13 protein-coding genes and 1 pseudogene are annotated in these 16,834 nt (G+C 60.5%); 12 read left to right on the top strand and 2 right to left on the bottom strand.

Annotation, left to right across the window (positions count from 1 at the left end):
* Nucleotides 1-177 precede the first annotated feature (177 nt).
* The 10 genes and pseudogenes from M0D69_RS20975 to ugpQ form a co-directional block, all read left to right on the top strand.
* Nucleotides 178-847 (top strand): annotated as a pseudogene (locus M0D69_RS20975) (type IV pilus secretin PilQ); the annotation flags it as partial.
* A 107-nt stretch (nt 848-954) separates the two neighbouring features.
* The gene (aroK, locus tag M0D69_RS20970; protein ID WP_301783863.1) at nt 955-1,506 is read left to right on the top strand and encodes a shikimate kinase AroK; all 552 of its coding nucleotides are present in this window, start codon (nt 955-957) and stop codon (nt 1,504-1,506) included.
* 8 nt (nt 1,507-1,514) lie between these two features.
* The gene (gene aroB / locus M0D69_RS20965; RefSeq protein WP_301783886.1) at nt 1,515-2,591 is read left to right on the top strand and encodes a 3-dehydroquinate synthase; all 1,077 of its coding nucleotides are present in this window, start codon (nt 1,515-1,517) and stop codon (nt 2,589-2,591) included.
* Nucleotides 2,592-2,751: 160 nt separating this feature from the next.
* Nucleotides 2,752-3,978 carry a deoxyguanosinetriphosphate triphosphohydrolase gene (locus M0D69_RS20960; RefSeq protein WP_301783862.1) on the top strand — a complete coding sequence of 409 codons (1,227 nt, stop codon included), beginning with the start codon at nt 2,752-2,754 and terminating at the stop codon, nt 3,976-3,978.
* Nucleotides 3,979-4,052: 74 nt separating this feature from the next.
* Nucleotides 4,053-5,375, top strand: a complete 1,323-nt coding sequence (gene ugpB, locus M0D69_RS20955; RefSeq protein WP_301783861.1) for a sn-glycerol-3-phosphate ABC transporter substrate-binding protein UgpB — start codon at nt 4,053-4,055, stop codon at nt 5,373-5,375.
* A gap of 7 nt (nt 5,376-5,382) precedes the next feature.
* Nucleotides 5,383-6,267, top strand: a complete 885-nt coding sequence (gene ugpA, locus M0D69_RS20950) for a sn-glycerol-3-phosphate ABC transporter permease UgpA (RefSeq protein WP_301783860.1) — start codon at nt 5,383-5,385, stop codon at nt 6,265-6,267.
* Entirely contained in the window at nt 6,264-7,109 is an 846-nt protein-coding gene (gene ugpE / locus M0D69_RS20945; protein WP_301783859.1) for a sn-glycerol-3-phosphate ABC transporter permease UgpE, read from the top strand. Before ugpA ends, ugpE begins: the two co-directional genes overlap by 4 nt.
* A 14-nt stretch (nt 7,110-7,123) precedes the next feature.
* On the top strand, nt 7,124-7,432 hold the full coding sequence (locus tag M0D69_RS20940; protein WP_301783858.1) for an antibiotic biosynthesis monooxygenase: 309 nt from the start codon (nt 7,124-7,126) through the stop codon (nt 7,430-7,432).
* Between the two features lie 10 nt (nt 7,433-7,442).
* Entirely contained in the window at nt 7,443-8,525 is a 1,083-nt protein-coding gene (locus tag M0D69_RS20935) for a sn-glycerol-3-phosphate import ATP-binding protein UgpC (RefSeq protein ID WP_301783857.1), read from the top strand.
* A gap of 13 nt (nt 8,526-8,538) precedes the next feature.
* On the top strand, nt 8,539-9,282 hold the full coding sequence (gene ugpQ, locus M0D69_RS20930) for a glycerophosphodiester phosphodiesterase (RefSeq protein ID WP_301783885.1): 744 nt from the start codon (nt 8,539-8,541) through the stop codon (nt 9,280-9,282).
* A 102-nt stretch (nt 9,283-9,384) separates the two neighbouring features.
* Here the strand turns inward: ugpQ and M0D69_RS20925 are convergent, their stop codons facing one another.
* Both M0D69_RS20925 and M0D69_RS20920 read right to left on the bottom strand, forming a co-directional pair.
* Entirely contained in the window at nt 9,385-9,762 is a 378-nt protein-coding gene (locus M0D69_RS20925; RefSeq protein ID WP_301783884.1) for a YqjD family protein, read from the bottom strand.
* A 315-nt stretch (nt 9,763-10,077) separates the two neighbouring features.
* Complete coding sequence (locus M0D69_RS20920) at nt 10,078-10,803, bottom strand: OmpW family protein (protein WP_301783856.1); 726 nt, start codon at nt 10,801-10,803, stop codon at nt 10,078-10,080.
* Between the two features lie 267 nt (nt 10,804-11,070).
* Between M0D69_RS20920 and M0D69_RS20915 the strand changes: the two genes are divergently transcribed.
* Nucleotides 11,071-11,778 carry a transposase gene (locus M0D69_RS20915; protein ID WP_301783855.1) on the top strand — a complete coding sequence of 236 codons (708 nt, stop codon included), beginning with the start codon at nt 11,071-11,073 and terminating at the stop codon, nt 11,776-11,778.
* A gap of 337 nt (nt 11,779-12,115) precedes the next feature.
* Complete coding sequence (locus tag M0D69_RS20910) at nt 12,116-16,819, top strand: glutamate synthase-related protein (protein ID WP_301783854.1); 4,704 nt, start codon at nt 12,116-12,118, stop codon at nt 16,817-16,819.
* Nucleotides 16,820-16,834: the final 15 nt, after the last annotated feature.

Here is a 16,834-nt window from a genome sequence, read left to right as displayed (position 1 = left end):
CTAACGGCGGCGGGCGGGCGCGACCCGCGAGGCTTGCTTGAACCGGCGGTTCTGGCGGAAGCCGAACGCGTGGCGGGTATCGAGCGTGGCGCGCTGGCGGTCGACTGGTCGATCGAGGCATGCGAGAACGGATACGCCGAAGTATCGATTGCCGCCACCGGGCGGCAATACGTGAAGTCGCGCAATCTTGGCGTGAAGCTGTCGATGACGCCCACCGGCGACGCCACCGCGCGCGGTCTTGTAGCGGGTGCGGACGGCGCGGTCTTCGATTTATCGGCGCGGCCAATCGGCGGGTTCGACGCCGCGACCGCCGGCCCGACGCTATTCGCCGCGCACGCCACGCGGTTGCTGAACGTCGAGTTGAGCGCGCTGGAAAACGAAGGCCGTGGGCAGATTGTGTCCAGGCCGCGTGTGATCACGGCGGATCGCGTGAAGGCGGTGGTCGAGCAGGGCACGGAATTGCCGTATCAGGCGAAGGTCGGCAACGGTGCGTCGGGCGTCCAGTTCCGCCGGGCCGCGCTGAAACTGGAGGTCGAGCCCCAAATTACGCCGCACGGTCACGTGATCCTCGACCTCGATGTATCGAAGGACAGCGTTGGCGAGCAGACCGCGGCCGGCCCGGCGATCAACACCCAAGCATGTCCAGACGCGCGTGGAGGTGGAGGACGGCGGCACGGTGGCAATCGGCGGGATATATTCCACCGACGAACGCGAAGATGTCACGAGGGTCCCGCTGCTCGGTAAAATCCCGGTATTGGGCTGGCTTTTTCGTCATGCTGCGCGCCGTAATTTACGCAGCGAACTGGTCATTTTCATTACCCCGCATATCGTTCCGGCGCGCCTGTGAAGGCCGCCGGCAAGCCTTCCCGACTCGACAAAGCGGCCCTTTTGCCCTTAAGCTCCCGCACGAACGGGACCAGAATCGGGACCGGAATCAATGCACAAGGAAGCGAGTTGGAAGCCGGGCAAGTGAACGCGAACGTATTTTTTGTCGGACTCATGGGGGCTGGGAAGACCACCGTGGGGCGGGCGGTCGCGCGCCGGTTACAGCGTTCTTTCATCGATTCCGACCACGAAATCGAGGCCCGTACGGGCGCGCGCATTCCGGTGATCTGGGAGGTCGAAGGCGAGGAAGGCTTCAGGCAGCGCGAAGCGGATGTGATCGACGAACTGTCGCGGCGCGAAAATATTGTGCTGGCGACCGGCGGCGGCGCGATTCTCCGGCCGGAGAATCGCGAACATCTGAAGAATCGCGGGCTGGTGATCTATCTGCGCGCCACGCCGCACGAATTGTGGCAACGCACGCGGCGCGATAAAAACCGGCCGCTGCTGCAGACCGACGACCCGCGCGGCAAGCTCGAAGCGCTCTATAAGGCGCGTGATCCGCTGTATCAGGAGTGCGCGCATTTCATCGTGGAAACCGGCCGGCCAACCGTGAACAACCTCGTCAACATGGTGTTGATGCAACTGGAGATGGCCGGCATCGTCAAGCCGGCTACGTCATAATGTCCGCCATGATTACCGTCAACGTCGAACTGGGCGATCGCGCCTACCCCATCCATATTGGTGCCGGGCTGATTGGCCGGACCGAACTGTACGCGCCGCACATTACGGGCTCGTCGGTCGCTATCGTTACCAACACGACCGTCGATCCACTCTACGGCGACGCGCTCCGCGCCGCTCTCGCGCCGCTCGGCAAGAAAGTCACGACCGTCGTGCTGCCCGACGGCGAGGCGCACAAGAATCTCGACACGCTCAACCAGATTTTCACCGCATTGCTGACCGAACGCGCCGATCGCAAGACCACGCTGATTGCGCTGGGCGGCGGGGTGATCGGCGACATGACGGGTTTTGCCGCTGCCAGCTACATGCGCGGCGTGCCGTTTATCCAGGTGCCGACCACGTTGCTCGCGCAGGTCGACTCGTCGGTGGGCGGCAAGACTGGTATCAATCATCCGCTCGGCAAGAACATGATCGGCGCGTTTTATCAGCCGCAAGCCGTTATCGCCGACATCGGCGTGTTGCGCACGCTACCGGCGCGCGAACTTGCCGCGGGTATCGCGGAAGTGATCAAGACGGGCGCCATTGCAGACAGCGAATTCTTCGACTGGATCGAGGCGAACATCCCGGCTTTGAACGATTGCGACGCCACCGCGCTCGCGCATGCGGTGAAGCGCTCGTGCGAGGTGAAAGCATCGGTGGTTGCCGCCGATGAACGCGAAGGCGGCTTGCGCGCCATTCTCAATTTCGGCCATACGTTCGGTCACGCAATCGAAGCTGGCCTCGGTTACGGTGAATGGCTGCACGGCGAGGCGGTTGGATGCGGCATGGTGATGGCAGCGGATCTGTCGGTGCGGCTCGGCCGGCTCGACGAAGCCTCGCGCGCGCGCCTCACGCGGTTGATCGCGGCGGCGAAGTTGCCGGTCAAGGCGCCGACGCTCGGCGCGGATCGGTATATCGACTTGATGAAGGTCGACAAGAAAGCTGAAGCGGGTGAGATCAAATTCATCCTGCTCGAGCGTTTCGGCAAGACAAAGATCACGGGTGCACCGGACGAGGCAGTGCGCGCAACGCTCGCGGCCAGCGTCTGACCGGCTGCGCTCAACAACGGTTTTGCGACGAAGCTCAATCGCAAGTCATTCGGGCTCAACAGTGCGCCGACTCTCCTTGACGCTGCTTGACGCTGTGTCCAGGCACGGACGTTTCCCCGAAAAACACGACGAAGCAAACGACGATGATTGGGAGCAGCCGGTGAGCGACAAGACATTCCAGGTTTCCAGCATCACGCCGACGTCCTTCGCGCTCGAGGCGCATCTCGCTCCGTATGCCGCACATTCGGCTGAGTCGCGCGGCCGCCGCTTCGACGAGAAACCGCCGGTTGCGCGCACCGAGTTCCAGCGTGACCGCGATCGCATTGTCCACTCCACGGCATTCCGGCGGCTCGAATACAAGACGCAGGTTTTCGTGAATCACGAAGGCGACCTGTTCCGCACGCGGCTGACGCACAGTCTGGAAGTCGCGCAGATCGCGCGTTCGGTGGCGCGTAACCTGCGCGTGAACGAGGATCTGGTCGAAGCCATTTCGCTGGCGCACGATCTTGGCCATACGCCGTTCGGCCATGCCGGACAAGATGCACTAAATGAATGCATGCGCGATCACGGCGGCTTCGAACACAACCTGCAGAGCCTCGTGGTCGTCGATGAACTGGAAGAACACTACGGCGCGTTCAACGGCCTGAACCTCTGCTTCGAAACGCGCGAAGGCATTCTCAAACACTGCTCGCATGAAAACGCGCTGAAGCTCGGCGCCTTGGGCGAGCGTTTTTTGAATCGCAAGCAGCCGTCTATAGAAGCGCAGATCGCAAACGTTGCCGACGAAATCGCTTACAACAATCACGACGTCGACGACGGCCTGCGCTCCGGCCTGATCACGCTCGACCAACTCGCCGACGTCGCGCTGTGGCAGACACATTACGAAGCGGCGCGCGGCGAGTATCCGGATATCGAAGGACGCCGGCTGATTCACGAGACCGTTCGCCGGATCATCAATACGTTGATCGTGGACTTGATCGAATCGACCAGCGCGAATCTGGCGCGGCTGAATCCGCAATCGGTCGACGACGTCCGCAATGCGCCGGCGATTGTCACGCACGGCGAGAGCGTCGCCGCCCAGGCGACCGAACTCAAGCGCTTCCTCTACAAGAACCTGTACCGCCATTACCGGGTAATGCGGATGGCGAACAAAGCGGGGCGCGTGGTGAGCGGCCTGTTCAAGGCGTTCAACGACGACCCGCGCCTGCTGCCACCGGCTTATCAGGCACGCGGGCCGGTCGCCGAAGAATCCGCCAACGACCCCCACGGCAGCGAGGCGCCCGCGGGTAGCACGCAGGCGCGCCTGATCGCGCATTACATCGCGGGCATGACGGATCGTTACGCATTAAAAGAATACGGTCGTCTATTCGTCATCGACGACAATTAGAATCGCGCGTTCCAGGCGCATTCCGCGTTTGTTCCAACCAAAAAACTCCGTCGGGGTTCAAGGAGAGGTTACTCATGAGTAGTCGTAAGTTGCTGGCTGGCGCCTTTTCCGTTGCCGCCATACTCGCCTTTGGCGCCAGTCAGGCACAGGCCGCCACCGAAATCCAGTTCTGGCATGCGATGGAATCCGCCCTCGGCGAGCGCGTGAATGACATTGCGAACGACTTCAACGCGTCGCAAAGCGATTACAAGATCGTGCCGGTTTTCAAGGGCAGCTATGACCAGACGATGGCTGCGGGCATCGCGGCGTATCGCAGCGGCAACGCGCCGGCCATCCTGCAGGTTTATGAAGTCGGCACGGCCACGATGATCCAGGCCAAGAAAGCCGTGATTCCTGTCTCCGATGTATTCAAGCAAGCCGGCGTTCCGCTGGACGAGAAAGCGTTCGTCCCGACCATCGCAAGTTATTACAGCGACTCGAAAACGGGCCACCTGATTTCGATGCCGTTCAATAGTTCGACGCCCGTCCTCTATTACAACAAGGACGCGTTCAAGAAAGCCGGCATCGATCCGACCCATCCGCCGAAGACCTGGGGCGAACTCGCAGCCGATGCGACCAAGCTGAAGGCGGCCGGCATGTGCGGTTATTCGTCGGGCTGGCAGAGCTGGATTCAGTTGGAGAACTACAGCGCCTGGCACGGCGTGCCGTTCGCATCGAAGAATAATGGCTTCGACGGCGCCGACGCCGTGCTCGAATTCAACAAGCCGCTGCAGGTCGCGCACATCCAGTTCCTGCAGAACATGGCGAAGGACGGCACGTTCACGTATGTCGGCCGGAAGGACGAGGCGGTATCGAAGTTCTATAGCGGCGATTGCGGCATCCTGACCAACTCGTCGGGCTCGCTCGCCAACATCAAGAAGTACGCGAAGTTTGATTTCGGCACGGGCATGCTGCCTTACGACGAGAGCGTGAAGGGCGCACCGCAGAACGCGATTATCGGCGGCGCGAGTCTTTGGGTGCTGTCCGGGAAAGATCCGGCTACGTATAAGGGCGTCGCCAAGTTCCTGGCTTACCTGAGCTCGCCGGCAGTGGCTGCCAAATGGCATCAGGACACGGGTTATCTGCCGGTCACCACGGCTGCCTATGAGTTGACGCAAAAGCAGGGCTTCTACGAGAAGAATCCCGGTGCCGATACCGCGATCAAGCAGATGCTGAACAAACCGCCCCTGCCGTTCACGAAGGGCTTGCGTCTGGGTAACATGCCGCAGATCCGCACGATCGTCGACGAAGAACTCGAGCAGGTCTGGGCGCAGAAGAAAACGCCGAAGGAAGCACTGGATTCAGCCGCTTCGCGTGGCGACGATCTGCTGCGCCGTTTCGAAAAGGCCGGAAGCTAAACACGCCATGGAAAAACGATCGCGGTTCAATACGAGCCTGCTGCCTTACCTGCTGGTCGCGCCGCAACTCGCGATCACCGCGCTCTTTTTTCTGTGGCCGGCCGGCGAAGCACTGTGGCAGGCAACGCAGAGTCAGGACGCGTTCGGGACATCGAGCGAGTTTGTCGGGCTGGCGAATTTCAAGCAGATCTTCACCGATCCGCTGTATCTCTCGTCGTTCAACACGACGATTATTTTCTGCACGCTTGTCACCATTTCGGGGCTCGTGATCTCGCTGCTGCTGGCCGCGTGCGCTGATCGGGTGACAAGAGGCAGGAAGCTTTATCAGACGCTTTTGATCTGGCCGTATGCGGTTGCGCCGGCTATTGCCGCTGTGCTTTGGTCGTTCCTGTTCAATCCGAGCATCGGTTTGGTGACCTATGCGCTCGCGAAATACGGCATTGTCTGGAACCACGCACTGAATGGTTCCCAGGCAATGTTCCTGGTCGTGCTGGCGTCGGTGTGGAAACAGGTCAGCTATAACTTCCTGTTTTTTTACGCCGGTCTGCAGGCCATTCCGCGTTCGCTGATCGAGGCGGCGGCTATTGACGGCGCAGGTCCTGTACGGCGTTTCTTCGGGATCGCTTTGCCGTTGCTCTCGCCGACTAGCTTCTTCTTGCTGACCGTCAACGTGGTCTACGCCTTTTTCGATACTTTCCCGGTAATCGATGCCGCGACCGGCGGCGGCCCCGCCCAGTCCACAAAGACTCTGATCTACAAAATCTTCGCCGAAGGCTTCCAAGGGCTCGATATAGGCAGTTCCGGCGCTCAGTCGGTCGTGCTGATGCTGATCGTGGTGGCGCTGACGGTGGTGCAATTCCGCTTTATTGAACGCCGGGTGCAGTACTCATGATCGAAAATCGTCGCGGTTTTGACCTCTTTTGCCATGCGGTGCTGATCCTGGGCGTGCTGCTGGTCGTGTTTCCGGTGTACATCGCGTTCTGCGCGGCCACCATGAGTGAGACGGAAGTATTCAGCGTGCCGCTTTCGCTGATTCCAAGCACGCACTTGTTCGAGAACATCGTGAACATCTGGACGCACGGCAGCGGCAACGCGGCGGCGCCGTTCGGCCACATGCTGCTGAACAGCCTCGTCATGGCGCTCGTGATTTCGATCGGCAAGATCGCGATCTCGATGCTGTCGGCTTACGCCATTGTGTTCTTCCGCTTCCCGTTTAAAAACCTGGCCTTCTGGCTAATCTTCATCACGTTGATGCTGCCGGTGGAAGTGCGGATTTTCCCGACAGTCCAGGTCGTTTCATCGATGCATCTCAGCAACACGTACGCCGGTCTGACGCTGCCGCTGATTGCATCGGCGACGGCTACGTTCTTGTTCCGCCAGTTCTTCATGACGCTGCCCGATGAACTGATGGAGGCCGCGCGTATCGACGGTGCGGGCGCGTTGCGATTCTTGTGGGACGTGGTGCTGCCGCTGTCGAAGACGAACATTGCCGCGCTGTTCGTGATCACGTTCATCTACGGCTGGAATCAGTATCTGTGGCCGATCCTGATCACCAGCGACCAGTCGCTGCAAACGGCGGTGGTCGGTATCAAGAGCATGATCGCTTCCGGCGACACGGCTACCGAATGGCACTTGGTCATGACCGCGACGCTGCTCGCCATGCTGCCGCCGCTCGCAGTCGTACTGACGATGCAGCGCTGGTTCGTGCGCGGTCTCGTCGATTCCGAAAAATAACGGAGCCTTATTCAATGATCCTGGAAATTGCCCAACTGCCGGTGAAAGCCGGCGAAGAAACCGCGTTCGAAGCGGCGTTCGCTGAAGCCGGGAAGATTATCTCGGCGCAACCGGGCTATCTCTCGCACGAACTGGTGCGCGGCGCCGACGCGAACAACGGCTCGCAGTACGCGCTGCTCGTGCGATGGGAAACCGTCGCGGCGCATCAGGAAGGTTTCCGCAACTCCGCCGACTACCAGACGTGGCGCGAGCTGCTGCACAAATTCTATGAACCCGGCATCGCGGTCGCGCATTTTGCGACGGTCGCGGGCGCACTTAAATGAAGGCGGTCCGATGGCTGCACTGAGCCTTCAAGGCGTCAAGAAAACCTACGACAGCAAGCAGTTCGTTCTGCATGGCATCGACGTTGAAGTGACCGACGGCGAATTCGTCGTCATGGTCGGACCGTCGGGCTGCGGGAAGTCGACTTTGCTGCGGATGGTCGCGGGGCTGGAAAGCGTGTCCGAAGGGACGATTTCCATCGGCGAGAAAGTGGTTAATACGCTGGAGCCGAAAGATCGCGACATCGCGATGGTGTTCCAGAACTACGCGCTTTATCCGCACATGAGCGTCGCGCAGAACATGGCGTACGCGTTGAAGATCGGCGGCGTGGATCGGGCAGCGATCGATAAGCGCGTGCAGAACGCGGCGAAGATCCTGGAACTCGAGCCGCTGCTGGCCCGCAAGCCGCGCGAGTTATCCGGCGGCCAGCGGCAACGCGTGGCGATGGGCCGCGCGATCGTGCGCGAACCGGCGGTGTTTCTCTTCGACGAACCGCTGTCCAACCTCGACGCCAAGTTGCGCGTGCAAATGCGGCTGGAAATCCAGCGGCTGCACGCGCGTCTCGCGACCACGAGCCTCTACGTCACGCACGACCAGATCGAGGCCATGACGCTCGCTCAACGCGTGATCGTGATGAATCGCGGCCGCGCGGAGCAGATCGGACCGCCGACCGAGGTTTATGAGCGTCCGGCGACGGTGTTTGTCGCGAGTTTTATCGGATCTCCGGCAATGAACTTGCTGGAAGGGCGTGTATCGGACGACGGTTCGACCTTCGATGTCGCGGGCAACGGGCCGCGCCTGCCGCTCGCGGGCATGCAAACGCTGCAGCAGGAGCTGAAAGGCCGCGAATGGGTGTTAGGCATCCGGCCGGAACACATGCTGCCGGGGCAGCAGAGCGCGCACGCGACCTTGACGGTCGATTCCTGCGAACTCCTGGGCGCCGATAATCTCGCGCACGGCCGTTGGGGCAAACACGATGTCGCGGCGCGCTTGCCGCATGAACATCGTCCGGCTCGGGGTGAGGCTCTGGAAGTGGCGCTACCGGCCCACCGGCTGCATTTCTTTGATCCGGCGACCGGTTTGCGCGTGAACTAAAAGGACATTAATGATGAAAATCTGGCCTTATCCGCGCATCGTCGCGCATCGTGGCGGCGGGAAAGTCGCGCCGGAAAACACGCTCGACGGCATCGATACCGGCGCCCGGCTCGGCCTGAAAATGATCGAGTTCGACGCGAAGTTATCAGCGGATAACGTCGTTTTTTTACTACACGATGACCTCGTCGACCGTACATCGAACGGTCGGGGCGCGGCGAAAACCTTCCGCTACGAAGAAATAGAACAACTCGACGCCGGTAGCTGGTTCGACCCGCGTTTCGCCGGCGCACGCATGCCGACGCTCGCTGAGGTTGCCGAACGCTGTTTTATGCATGGATTGGCGGCGAATATCGAAATCAAGCCGTGCGAAGGGCGCGACGAGGAAACGGGTGTTTTAGTGGCGCGGGAAGCCGCGCGCCTGTGGTCGGGCGTGAAACCGGCGCCGTTGTTGTCGTCGTTTTCCTATGCTGCGCTTGCGGCGGCTGCCGGGGCCGCGCCCGATCTGCCGCGCGGCATGCTCTACGAAACCATTCCCGGCGACTGGCGGGCGCAAACCGCCGCGCTGTCGTGCGTATCGCTGCATGCCGATCACAAGAAGCTCGACGAGCGGCTGGTTGCTGAGATCAAGGATTCCGGCTTGCGGATTCTCGCCTACACCGTCAACGACCCGGAGCGGGCGCGTGAGCTCGCGCAATGGGGCGTCGACGCGATCTGTACGGATCGTATCGATGTGATCGGCGCTGATTTTCTCGATTGAGCTGAAAAAGCGAACGCATTGCAAAACGCGCGCCGGATGCGATTCGGGCGCGCGTTTTTTTGTCTACGCAATTTGCTTATGCAAGCAAAAACAAGCAAAAGCTTATCGGACACGGGCCAGCAACACGCCCGCCACCAGCGCCAGGCCGCCCACCAGGGCAATGGTTTGCCACGGTTTGTCGTGAATATAGGTGTCCGCATCGGCCAGGGCGGTATTCGCGCGAGCGCGCACCGCGTCGTGCGTGTCATTCAAACGCGCGCGCGCTGAATCCAGGCTCTTGCTCAACTGGGCCCGCAGCGCGGCAACATCGGCTGAGGTCCCTTCGGACAACGTTTCTTCAATTTCCGAAATCAGCGTGCGCAATTCGCCGCCGATATCCTGTGCTGCTTCATGGCTGTGACGCGAAATCCGGCGTGCACGGCGGCTGGTGGAGTTCCATGAATCTCCGATGGCATCTCGCGTATTGGGGAATGCGGTCATAGGATCGCTCCGTCGATGGATGAATCGTGGATGGGCCGCGAAATTGCGGAAAAGCTGAAGGTGAGCAAGTTGGATGCCGATTGACCCGACGGGTTCAACATCGCGCGGCCAAGGCTTGCCGCGCAAGGCGTCCAGCGAAAAATAGAAGTTCAGGAAAAAGTAGAAACTGCGCTGGTTCACCTGAAAAAAGCCGTCAGCGTGTCAATTTTACAAGCGCTGAAAAATCAAACGCCGTCGCGAGGAGCCCTCGGGACGGCGTTTGTTTCTTGCCTCGCTTTGACCGAACAGCAGGAACAGCGGACCGGGCGGCTGCGGTTAAAACCGATATCCGACGTTCAAATACGTCACGATCGGATTCAGCTTGAGTTTTGCTTCCGACGTCACGGTGAGCTGGCCTGTCGGCGTCTGCGCCTGGGTTGTCAGCTTGGCCGTGGCGTGAAGCGGCACGAAGGAGATGGAAAAACCGGCGAACCAGTGTTCGTTGAACGCGTATGTAAGGCCTGCATTAAACACGGGAGCCCACGAACTATCCGTTGATACGTTGGTCGGACCATGCAGCACGTTAGTTTCGAAACCGGTATTCGTAATTTTTGCATCGGTGAACCACACCCGTGTCACACCAATGCCAACGTACGGGCGGATCTTCGACTGCGGCTGCATGAAGTAGTACTTCAGCAGCAGCGTCGGGCTCCACTGCTTGGCCGAACCGAGCGTGCCATATTGCGAGTACGACTTTTCGCCCTTCAGGTCGAAGGTGGGCGGAATGCCGAGAACGAATTCGCCGGCTATATGGTCGGTGACAAAGTAGCCCGCGGTGAACCCTGCGGTATCGGCATTGGACAGGCTGGCGCCGGTATTCGGCACTTCAATGCCGACTGGCGATCCGCCGACGCTCGTTTCCTTGAGCGGGCCGCTGCTGGAGATTGGGGCGAAATGGAACCAGCCCGTGGTGACGAAGAAAGTATTCGCCGACTGTGCATGCGCCGCGCCAGACATGCATGCGAACGCGGCGACCCCCGTAACAACTCGTTTTATTGTCATTGAGTGCTCCTCCGAAAAAGCACGCTAATTATGAACAGAACATTTGAAACAAACCATGCTTGGCCGCAAAGCGTTTTCCCTAAGAAGAATGCTGGCTCCAATTGGTTTAGCGCGATGCCAGGCTCCTGATTTTTCCCGGCTGATAGACGCCTCACAGCAGCCTCACAGCACTTGAACGAAAAATTTCAAGGTGGCCCAGAATGTGGTTTTGACGGACCGCCGGAATACCCCGAACCCGACCAACGCTCGACCAACGGAAAATCCAGCATGGCACGGCTTGCACGACTCTACGTTCCCGAACAGCCGCAGCATGTCATCTTGCGCGGTCTCGACCAGCAGCCCGCTTTCGTCGAAGCTCCTGATTACGAGCTTTTCATCGAATGCCTCCGAACGGCCTCCCGCGACCACCATCTCGCCATTCACGCCTACGCACTGATGCCCGGCGCGGTGCATCTGCTCGTCACCCCCCGTGACGAAGCCAGCTTGCCGAAAGCCATGCAGGCGGTCGGCCGGCGCTATGTCGCGCACTTCAATCGCCGTTATGCCCGTCGCGGCACCTTGTGGGAAGGCCGCTACCGGGCGACGGTGATCGAAGGCGAAACCTACTTCCTGCTGGCGAGCCGGGTGGTCGAGATGGCGCCGGTGCACGCCGAACTCGCGGCTCTCCCGCAAGACTACAGATGGTCGAGCTACCGCCATCACATCGGTTTGACGCTCGACAGCCTCATTACCGACCATCCGCTCTACTGGAAGCTTGGCAATACGCCGTTCGAACGCCAGCGCGCCTATACGGAGCTATGCGAGCAACCGCTCGACGAACGCGAAGCTAACCGGCTGCTTCAAGCCACGCTCAAGGGCTGGGTGCTTGGCAGCGACTCCTACAGGGAATGGGCGGGGCGTGCTGCCAACCGGCGCGTTTCACCGTTGCCCCGTGGCCGTCCGCGCAAGGTTCGCGAGTCTCCTCAGACCCGTTAACGGAGTTTTTGCGCCCGAACTGAAGAATGACCGAACGGCATGACGACAAAAATCGAAATGCCGTTTATTTTTGTCTCAATATTGATGTGGAACTAATTAAATGGGGCAATCGTGCACCAACTCGATAATAGGTGTCAGACCATCGCGTTTTGGTTGCCAACTTTTTGATTCATCGCGTATATTTCGTTTTCCGGCAGTTCGGGACGCATCGCGTCCGTTTGCACGACCGGCTTCGCGTTTTTCGCCCAGGTTCAGGGTTTTGGCCTGCCGGTGGCGCAAGCAATACAAAAAACATGTTCAACGGCCGCTCTCGGCCCCCCACAGAACACGGTGACCCATGAACGATCAACTGCCGCCGACTCTCGGTTCCGCTCCCGCCGCGCAGGGCATGTACGACCCTGAGAACGAACACGACTCCTGTGGTGTCGGTTTCGTCGCGCACATCAAGGGCAAGAAGCGCCACGAAATCATCCAACAGGGTCTGAAGATCCTCGAAAACCTCGACCATCGCGGCGCAGTCGGCGCCGACAAGCTGATGGGCGACGGCGCGGGCATCCTGATTCAGATCCCCGACGGGTTTTATCGTGAGGAGATGGCTAAGCAGGGCGTGACGCTGCCGCCGGAGGGCGAGTACGGCGTCGGCATGATCTTCTTGCCGAAGGAGCACGCGTCGCGTCTCGCGTGCGAGCAGGAACTGGAACGCACGGTGAAGGCCGAAGGCCAGGTCGTGCTGGGCTGGCGCGATGTCCCCGTCGACGCCACCATGCCGATTTCGCCGACCGTGAAGGCCAGCGAGCCGCTGATTCGGCAGATTTTTATCGGCCGCGGGAAAGATATTGTGGTGACCGATGCGCTCGAGCGGAAGCTGTACGTGATCCGCAAGACCGCCAGCCACCGCATCCAGGCGCTCAAGCTCAAGCACGGCAAGGAATACTTCGTGCCGTCCATGTCGGCGCGCACCATCGTTTATAAGGGCCTGCTGCTGGCCGGTCAGGTCGGCGTGTATTACCGCGACCTGCAGGACGAACGCACGGTGTCGGCGCTCGCGCTCGTGCACCAGCGCTTCTCCACCAACACGTTCCCCGCGTGGGAACTCGCGCACCCGTACCGGATGATCGCGCACAACGGTGAAATCAACACCGTGAAGGGCAACGTCAACTGGCTGAACGCGCGTACCGGCGCAATCGCCAGCTATGTGCTCGGCGACGACCTGCCGAAACTCTGGCCGCTGATCTATCCGGGCCAGTCGGACACGGCATCGTTCGATAACTGCCTTGAACTCCTGGTCATGGCGGGTTATCCGCTCGTCCACGCCATGATGATGATGATTCCCGAAGCATGGGAACAGCACACGCTGATGGACGACAACCGCCGCGCGTTCTACGAATATCACGCCGCGATGATGGAGCCGTGGGACGGCCCCGCCGCGATCGCGTTCACCGATGGCCGCCAGATCGGCGCCACGCTCGACCGCAACGGCCTGCGTCCGGCGCGTTATGTCATCACCGACGACGACCTCGTGATCCTCGCATCGGAATCGGGCGTGCTGCCGGTGCCGGAATCGAAGATCGTGAAGAAGTGGCGTCTGCAGCCGGGCAAGATGTTCCTGATCGACATGGAGCAAGGCCGGATCATCGACGACAAGGAACTCAAGGACAACCTCGCGAACGGCAAGCCTTACAAGAGCTGGATCGATGCCGTGCGCATCAAGCTCGACGAGATCGAGCCGAAGGCCGAGGACGTCGAAACGCAGCGTCGTGAAGCGGCTGCATTGCTGGATCGTCAGCAGGCGTTCGGCTATACGCAGGAAGACGTCAAGTTCCTGATGGCTCCTATGGCGCAATTGGGTGAAGAGGCCGTCGGTTCGATGGGCAACGACTCGCCCCTCGCGGTGATGTCGAACAAGAACAAGACGCTGTATCACTACTTCAAGCAGTTGTTCGCGCAGGTGACGAACCCGCCGATCGATCCGATCCGCGAGAACATGGTGATGTCTCTGGTGTCGTTCGTCGGCCCGAAGCCGAACCTGCTCGACACGACCAACATCAACCCGACGATGCGTCTCGAAGTCTCGCAGCCTGTGCTCGACTTCAAGGACATCGCGAAGATTCGCGCGATCGATAAATACACCGGCGGCAAGTTCAGTTCGTACGAGCTGAGCATCTGCTATCCCGTGGCATGGGGCAACGAAGGCGTGGAAGCACGTCTGGCCTCGCTGTGCGCGGAAGCCGTGGACGCCGTGAAGTCCGGCTACAACATGCTGATCGTGTCGGATCGCAAGATGGATCGCGACAACCTGGCCATTCCGGCACTGCTTGCTACTTCCGCTATCCATACGCACCTCGTGCAGCACGGTCTGCGCACGAGCACGGGCCTGGTCGTGGAAACGGGATCGGCGCGCGAGACGCATCACTTCGCGCTGCTCGCCGCGTACGGCGCGGAAGCTGTGCATCCGTACCTCGCGCTGGAAACGCTCGCGCAAATGGCCGAAGGCCTGAAGGGCGATCTTTCCGCCGACAAAGCCATCTACAACTACACGAAGGCCGTGGGCAAGGGCTTGTACAAGGTCATGTCGAAGATGGGCATTTCCACGTACATGTCGTACACCGGCGCGCAGATTTTCGAAGCGGTCGGGCTCTCCAGCGAGCTTGTGGAAAAGTACTTCAAGGGCACGGCGTCGAAGGTCGGAGGCATCGGTATTTTCGAAGTGGCCGAGGAAGCCATTCGTTTGCATCGTGAGGCGTTTGGTGAGAACCCCGTGCTTGCAAACATGCTCGATGCAGGCGGTGAATACGCGTATCGCGTGCGCGGTGAAGAGCACATGTGGACGCCCGATGCCATTGCCAAGTTGCAGCATTCCACACGCAGCAACTCGTACCAGACGTACAAGGAATATGCGCACCTGATCAACGACCAAACCAAGCGTCACATGACGTTCCGTGGTTTGTTCGAGTTCAAGGTCGATCCGACGAAGGCGATTCCGCTCGATGAAGTGGAGCCGGCGAAGGAAATCGTCAAGCGTTTTGCGACCGGCGCGATGTCGCTCGGTTCGATCAGCACCGAAGCGCATGCCACGCTGGCTGTGGCCATGAACCGTATCGGCGGGAAGTCGAACACGGGTGAAGGCGGCGAAGACGCGAACCGGTATCGCAACGAACTGCGCGGCATTCCGATCAAGAACGGCGACACCATGCGCTCCGTGATCGGCGACGAAGTCGTCACCGATATCCCGTTGAAAGACGGCGATTCGCTGCGCTCGCGGATCAAGCAAGTTGCATCCGGACGCTTCGGCGTGACGGCGGAGTACCTGTCGTCGGCGGATCAGATCCAGATCAAGATGGCGCAAGGCGCGAAGCCGGGCGAAGGCGGACAACTGCCGGGTCATAAGGTCAGCGATTACATCGGCAAGTTGCGGTATTCGGTGCCGGGCGTGGGCCTGATTTCGCCGCCGCCGCACCACGATATCTATTCGATCGAGGACTTGGCGCAGCTTATTCACGACCTGAAAAACGCGAACTCGAAGGCGAGCATTTCGGTGAAGCTGGTGTCGGAAGTGGGCGTGGGCACCGTTGCCGCAGGCGTTGCCAAGGCGAAGGCCGATCACGTCGTGATCGCCGGCCATGACGGCGGCACGGGCGCTTCGCCGTTGTCGTCGCTGAAGCATGCCGGCACGCCGTGGGAACTGGGTCTGGCCGAAACGCAGCAAACGCTGGTGCTCAACCGTCTGCGCGGTCGTATTCGCGTGCAGGCTGATGGTCAGATGAAGACTGGCCGCGACGTGGTGATCGGTGCGCTGCTCGGCGCCGATGAATTCGGTTTCGCGACCGCGCCGCTCGTCGTGCAGGGCTGCATCATGATGCGCAAGTGTCACCTGAACACCTGCCCGGTCGGCGTCGCGACCCAAGATCCGGTACTGCGCGCCAAGTTCACGGGACAGCCGGAACACGTGGTGAACTTCTTCTTCTTCATCGCGGAAGAAGTGCGGGAAATCATGGCGCAACTGGGCATCCGCAAATTCGACGACCTGATCGGCCACGCCGAACTGCTCGATACGAAGAAGGGCGTCGAGCACTGGAAGGCGAAGGGCCTGGATTTCTCGAAGGTGTTTTATCAAGTGCCGAACAACGGCGAGATCGCGACGCGTCATGTCGATACCCAGGATCACGCGCTCGAGAAAGCGCTGGATCACGTACTGATCGAGAAGTCGAAGGCGGCTATCGAGAAGGGCGAGCACGTGTCGTTCATTCAGCCGGTGCGCAATGTGAACCGCACGGTCGGCGCGATGTTGTCCGGTTTGATCGCGAGGAAGTATGGCCATGACGGCCTGCCCGACGACTCGATCCATATCCAGTTGAAGGGCACGGCAGGGCAGAGTTTCGGCGCGTTTTTGGCGAAGGGCATCACGCTGGATCTCGTCGGCGATGGCAACGACTACGTCGGTAAGGGTCTGTCGGGCGGGCGCATCATCATTCGCCCGACCAACGACTTCCGCGGCAAGTCGGAGGAAAACATCATCTGCGGCAATACGGTGTTGTATGGCGCGATTGAAGGCGAAGCCTATTTCCGCGGCGTCGCGGGCGAGCGTTTCGCCGTGCGTAACTCGGGTGCAACGGCGGTCGTGGAAGGCACCGGCGATCACGGTTGCGAGTACATGACCGGCGGCACGGTGGTTGTGCTGGGCGAAACCGGGCGCAACTTCGCGGCGGGCATGTCGGGCGGCGTAGCGTTTGTCTACGATGCAGACGGTACCTTCGGCAGCAAGTGCAACAAGGCGATGGTCGCGCTCGATCCGGTGCTGCAACAGGCCGAACAGGAACGCACTGTCGACCGCGCTTTGTGGCACACCGGTGAAACCGATGAAGTGTTGCTCCGAAACCTGATCGAGCAGCACTTCCAGTCCACCGGTTCGCCGCGCGCAAAAGCGTTGCTCGAGAACTGGGATGCGTCGCGCCGTCAGTTTGTGAAGGTCTTCCCGACGGAATACAAGCGGGCGCTCGGTGAGTTGGGTGCGAAGAAAGCGAAAGATGCGATCGCGGCCTGAGCTTTGGCTGTTTCT

It is taken from the genome of Caballeronia sp. SEWSISQ10-4 2 (assembly GCF_030464885.1).
Classification (GTDB): Bacteria; Pseudomonadota; Gammaproteobacteria; order Burkholderiales; family Burkholderiaceae; genus Caballeronia.
The sequence above is the reverse complement of the archived record's forward strand: the minus strand, read 5'-3'. Positions and strand labels throughout refer to the sequence as shown.